The organism is Prevotella sp. S7-1-8 (assembly GCF_000758925.1).
Lineage (GTDB): Bacteria > Bacteroidota > Bacteroidia > Bacteroidales > Bacteroidaceae > Prevotella.
On the sequence record NZ_JRNC01000093.1, the window covers coordinates 1 to 4,935 of the forward strand.

Here is a 4,935-nt window from a genome sequence, read left to right on the forward strand (position 1 = left end):
ATTCGTGAAAGTATGGACTTATTCCATCACAAGCACGGGGGAATACACCTTGTGGTCATTGACGGTATAGCAGACCTGATACGCTCCGCCAACGACGAGACGGAGAGTATAGCCATCGTAGACGAACTCTATCGATTGGCAGGGATTTATAATACTTGCATTATTTGTGTCCTACATTTTGTACCTAACGGCATTAAACTCAGAGGACATATAGGCTCGGAGCTGCAACGTAAGGCAGCCGGCATTCTCTCCATTGAGAAGGATGACAATCCTGAATACTCAGTCGTCAAGGCTCTGAAAGTGCGTGACGGCAGTCCTCTAGATGTGCCGATGATGCTCTTTGGCTGGGATAAGAAAGCCGATATGCACATTTATCGTGGGGAAAAGTCGAAGGAGGATAAAGAGAGACGCAAGACCGATGAGCTGTTGGCTGTTGTAAAGTCTGCATTCCGTGCCAAACTAAAGTTATCATATCAAGAGTTATGCGACGTGTTGATGCGAGAAATGGAAATCAAGGACCGAACGGCAAAGAAGTACATTGCCTATATGAAGGAGCAGCGTATTTTGTCGCAAGACACAAGTGGTAACTATCAAAAAGGAGAATTATGTCATACATAGACCAAAGAACCGAAGAAACATGGCAGAAACGCTTGTTTGACAAGCTGATGACTGTTGAGAGTAAACTTGACCATCTGCTGGTTTTGCAAGAGCAATCTGTCGATACGACCATCCACCCTCCATTGAAACCCGAATACTTGGACATCATCGACGTTTCCAAGATACTCAAAGTGGAGCAGAAGACCATCTATAACTGGGTTTGGGCAGGAAAAATCCCTTATCTTAAAGCCAATGGACGGCTTCTTTTCCTGCGTGAAGAGATAGACGAGATGTTGCGCAAACGGGATAATTGGTAAGACCTTATCGTATGTTTTCACTCGGTATTTGCTGTTCAATGTTTTTTATTGTTCATTATTATTGAACGATCATGATTTATTGAACAGAAAATTTGGAACTATCATATTTGTTCATTATCTTTGCATTGTTCAATAGAATTGAACAGGTTTTGAATAATGAACAAATATGAGTGAATTACTTATTATTGAACAAGCAGTAAATGCTATGAAGTTACAATGGTTAGAAAGTAACGAAAGCATTACATACGATTTTATTCCACAAGAAAACCCTATGATTAAGGGACAAATAAAAATCTTGGGGATAAATTTTCTTTGCTTAATTGAAAACGAGGTGAACGGTGTTAATGTAACTCGTATCAAAGATACCATAAAAAACTGTCCTGATTTGCAGGCAATCCCTTTTTTGGTAGTAGCACGATATGTGCAACCCATGGTCTATGAAACTTTGAGAACGGCTGGCATCAACTTTGCCGATACCGCAGGAAACTATCAAATTCGGCATACAAAAGACAAGGGTATCATATTTCAACTCTCTCATACAGGCGAAAAAGCACCTACAACGCTTAACAAGAGTTATCCTATATTTCAAGAGGCAGGACTAAAGGTCATTTTCTTTTTGCTACAAGATGATAATAACATAAGTAAGACTTTTCGAGAAATTAAGGAACAATGTGCGGTTTCTTTGGGTACCGTAAAAAATGTACTTGATGAATTAGAGGTGCGTAAATTTGTTCTCACAACCAAGAAAAAACGCACTTTAAGGGATAAGCGTCGATTGCTTGACTTGTGGGTGGAGAATTACCATCAAGTACTTAAGCCTAAATTGCTGATTAAGCGTTTGGGGTTCAGAGACGTAAAGAGCAAAGAGCAATGGGATAAGATAACCTTGCCTGAGGGGATGTACTGGGGCGGAGAATGTGCAGCTTATCAAATTGATGGGTATTTAACACCACAGAAATTTGAGATTTACACAGATTTAGCTTTCGGCAACCTGATGAAAACTGGTGCCGTGCATACCATTGAGGGAGAAATAGAAATGTATCAAAAATTCTGGAAAGCCGGCAAGATGCCCGTAATCCTTATTTATGCGGACCTGTTAGGTGATGGAAACAGCCGTTCCATAGAAGCTGCAAACAAATTATTGAACGATGAACTTCCAGATTTCAAGTGATAAAATAGGCAATCCTCTTTTGATAGAATTGCTAAGCGTAGTCAATGAATGTTTCAAAGAAGTTGGACAAGACTTCTTTGTCATAGGTGCAACAGCCCGGGATATATTGATTCGACAGTTAGTAGGAATAAGTTCTGGTCGAAAGACAAGAGACTTGGATCTCGCTATTGCCATTCCTAACTGGAAAGCCTTTGACGATATTACGCAGACACTTTTATCGCATGGATTTACAAAAGAAGAGAAAATGTATCAGCGGTTTTATTATGGGGCTTACGAAATGGACGTTGTACCATACGGTGAAGTTACAAAGGAAGATGGCTACATTTACTGGCCACCGGAAGAAGACATTGCCATGTCGGTTAAAGGTTTTGAGGAAGTGCTGAAAGATGCCATAACCGTAAGCATTGATAATAAATTCGACATCAAGATAGCATCGCTACATGGACTCTTCATCCTCAAACTCAATGCTTGGCTGGATCGCAATATCCAAACAAGCAAAGATGCGGATGACATGGGCTTTATCATAGATAACTATTTCTTTGCCAACTTAAACCGGAATGTTTATCAAGAAGTATATGATTGGGAGGACTTTGACGAGTTTGTTGTTGGTGCATATTGGCTTGCCAATGATATTGTCAGCTTTTTATCCATAGAGCATTTAGCCTATTATGGGCAATGCTTACAGGGGGAAATAGAAAAAGAGGAGGATAGCCGACTCCTTCAACAAGTGCTTGACAGTAACTCTGCTTTTCAATATGAGCAAATTCTTCAAGCTTTCAAAAAAATGATAGAGGTGTTTAATAAGAATCTTCGATGAATATACAGATTGAGTTTCAAAGTATCGCTGTTGGCGAAAAGAATGGCGACTTTGTCCTATATGAAGAATTAGCTGGTGGAACATTAGTGGTACTTGCCGATGGCATGGGAGGATTGTCCTTTCCCGAACAAGCTGCCAAAACAGTTTGTGAGGCTGTACGCTATTATTTTGTGAACAATGAAGTGTCCAATCCGCTTAACTTGATTAGACGAAGCCTTGAGTATGCCGATAATGTTCTGGGTGAATTATGCTACCAAAAGAAATCCAAGATGGGAGCTGCACTTACTCTTATGTACATCACTAATATGCAACTATATTACACCTCATTGGGTGATGTCCGATTATATCATAAAAGCATTGATGGAACAATTACGCAACTTACGACGGATGATGTCGTGTGCATAGAGGATGAGTATTATCTTACAGTCTGTATTAACGGTAAAGGATTTAGGAATCCGATAGAAGTGCAAAATATACCCGTGAAAATTGGCGACGGCTTTCTTCTTTGCAGCGATGGCTTTTATAAATGCCATCATATAAATGCTTATCTGCAAAAGAAGGAATTGCCACCCTTGCAACATAGAAAAGATGATTGCTCCATAATAAAGGTGGATATTAGGTAAAGCAATTAGACTTGGCAATAAAGATTGTCAAGTCTAATTGCTTATACTTACACTTAAAGTCTCCATTTAGGGCGGATGCTTTGATAGTGATTGTCTTCTTCCTTTTCTTGTGTCTGAGTGGTACTACTCTTCATTGTCGTGGAATTTTCATTATTGGATATGTCCCTTTCCTCCTCCTTATCCTCTTTGTTATCCGTAATCGTCAAGGCAATCCTTCTGTCCAACTCTGCCGACTGCCCTTTGAGCGAGCGAAGCTCGTCCTCTTTCTTCCAAGAACTGTTGGCAATGTTGGTGTAAACGTCTTTGTTGGCTGCAACCTTTTCTTTCTCCTTCTCATGCGATTCTATCACCTTGGGGATACGCCCCAGCGCACCCAAGAAATTCTCACACGCAAGTTTCGGGTCTGTTGCCAACTTACCGTTATTATAGGTATAGTAAATGCTTTCCTGTCCTTTGACAAAGAAACGGTTCAGGGAGCAGTCAAACAAATCTTTTGAGGTACTCTCCGTCTTCACCATGATTGAAAAACCATAAATCTCACCGATTTTATTGTACTCGCCTTTGGTGCGTGCCTTGTCGTTAATTTCTTGCAGGCGTGCGGCAATGACCTTGATGTCCGTACTGTCCTCCACACCTTTAATGATAAGTTTATTGATAGGATTACCTTCTTTGTCACGCTCCACACGCTTCTCAAAGCACTCCAAGTCTGCCTTGGCTTCCTTGATCTTGTCTGAATGGAAAGACACGGAACTGTCAATCTCTGCCAACTTGCCGTTTGCGGCATCACGCTCACGGAGGAAGTTCTTACGCTCGGATTCCAACGTGGCAATCTTCTTGTCGAGTTTGGCTTTCTCTAACAAGTCTGTATTACCGGATAGCACAGCAACATACTCTGAAAAGTTCATACCGCTATCCTCGTCCATCGATCCCTCGTCAATGGTACGACTACCGAGCGTATTGGTCTTCAACTGATTGATAAAGAGTTGCTTGTTATGCAGAAGGTTGAACTTGTAGCTGTCAAGTGACCGCTCCACGGCATAGATAATCACATCGACCTTGTTGTCCGCAAATTCTTTGGCAACCATATTACCTTTACGAATTGCCCGACCATTGCGCTGTTCTAAATCTGAGGGTCGCCATGGTGTGTCAAGTTGATGCACCGCCACCGCACGCTGCTGGGCGTTGACACCCGTTCCAAGCATAGAAGTAGAACCGAAAATGATACGGATGTCTCCACGATTCATTGCTTCTACCATCGCTTTCTTGGCTTTCTCGTTCTTGCACTCCTGAATGAAGCGTATCTCGTAAGACGGGATATGATAATCTTCTACCAATTTACGCTTCACCTCCGAATAGATATTGAAGTCTCCACCGGGCTTATAAGTACCTAAATCAGAGAAAACGAACTGT

At 41.4% G+C, this 4,935-nt stretch carries 5 protein-coding genes and 1 pseudogene; 5 read left to right on the forward strand and 1 reads right to left on the reverse strand.

All coding sequences use genetic code 11. The annotated features are described in order from the left end of the window. The 5 genes and pseudogenes from HMPREF1640_RS11485 to HMPREF1640_RS11505 form a co-directional block, all read left to right on the forward strand. Positions 1-618 (forward strand): annotated as a pseudogene (locus HMPREF1640_RS11485) (bifunctional DNA primase/helicase); the annotation flags it as partial. Then, a complete protein-coding gene (locus HMPREF1640_RS11490; protein WP_036894979.1) occupies positions 606-914 on the forward strand; it encodes a helix-turn-helix domain-containing protein in 309 nt (102 codons plus the stop codon). The pseudogene HMPREF1640_RS11485 and the gene HMPREF1640_RS11490, both read left to right, overlap by 13 nt. A 166-nt stretch (positions 915-1,080) precedes the next feature. Beyond that, a complete protein-coding gene (locus HMPREF1640_RS11495; protein WP_024992802.1) occupies positions 1,081-2,085 on the forward strand; it encodes a type IV toxin-antitoxin system AbiEi family antitoxin in 1,005 nt (334 codons plus the stop codon). Then, entirely contained in the window at positions 2,063-2,902 is an 840-nt protein-coding gene (locus HMPREF1640_RS11500) for a nucleotidyl transferase AbiEii/AbiGii toxin family protein (protein ID WP_036857275.1), read from the forward strand. The genes HMPREF1640_RS11495 and HMPREF1640_RS11500 overlap by 23 nt, the downstream gene beginning before the upstream one ends. Further along, positions 2,899-3,525: a PP2C family serine/threonine-protein phosphatase gene (locus HMPREF1640_RS11505; protein ID WP_036857274.1), complete on the forward strand. Its 627-nt coding sequence runs from the start codon at positions 2,899-2,901 to the stop codon at positions 3,523-3,525. The genes HMPREF1640_RS11500 and HMPREF1640_RS11505 overlap by 4 nt, the downstream gene beginning before the upstream one ends. Before the next feature lie 53 nt (positions 3,526-3,578). Here the strand turns inward: HMPREF1640_RS11505 and HMPREF1640_RS11510 are convergent. After that, positions 3,579-4,935: helicase C-terminal domain-containing protein (locus tag HMPREF1640_RS11510; protein WP_036894982.1), on the reverse strand; the 1,357-nt coding region annotated here is incomplete at its 5' end.